This window comes from Streptomyces mesophilus (assembly GCF_011044995.1).
Lineage (GTDB): Bacteria > Actinomycetota > Actinomycetes > Streptomycetales > Streptomycetaceae > Streptomyces > Streptomyces mesophilus.
On sequence record NZ_JAAKZW010000492.1, the window covers coordinates 1 to 751 of the forward strand.

Consider the following 751-nt stretch of genomic DNA (forward strand, 5'->3'; position numbering starts at 1 on the left):
TCGACGCCCTGTTCATCACGGCCGCGCGGGACGCGGAGGTGATCCGCTCCGCACTGCGCGCCGGCGCCCTGCACTACCTGATCAAGCCCTTCAACCAGGCCGCACTGCAGGAGCAGTTGCGGCATGTGGCGGCTCTGCGCACCCGCCTCGACACCCTGGACGAGGCCCGCCAGGAGGACGTCGACCAGATCTTCGGCACCCGCCCGCCGGGCTCCCGCGAACTCCCCAAGGGCCTCGCTGCCCACACCGCGGAACTGGTCGAACGCGTCCTGCGCACCCACCCGTCGGGCCTCTCCGCCACGGAATGCGCCCAGGCCGGCTCCCTGTCCCGGGTCAGCGCACGCCGCTACCTGGAGTACTTCGCGGATACGGGACGGGCGGAGGTGACCCTCAAGTACGGGGGGACGGGGCGGCCGGAGCGGCGGTATCGGTGGGTGGGGTGAGCTCGCCCGCTCTCCCGGCCCGCTGAAAACCCCATCCACCCCAGGCGTTTCAAGCCTCGGCGATTCGGCCACATCACCGCGCCCACGGACGCCCGCACGGCGGCGCGCAAGCATCCCGTCCCTTGCCCGCCAAGGCCCCGACAGCGTCCGGAATCGAGCGCGTTCGATTCCACGGAAGCGTCGTTAGTCCCAGCACCGCCGAGCCACCCAGGTGCGGCACGACCTCCTTGGAGGGATGCAGGTGACGGTGACGAACGCCTCTACCGCGAGCGGCGGGACCTCGGACGAGACCCCTCCCCCACCACCCC

At 71.6% G+C, this 751-nt stretch carries 1 pseudogene; it reads left to right on the forward strand.

Going from position 1 to position 751, the window contains the following annotated elements:
* Positions 1-443 (forward strand): annotated as a pseudogene (locus G6045_RS40740) (two-component system response regulator); the annotation flags it as partial.
* Positions 444-751 lie beyond the last annotated feature (308 nt).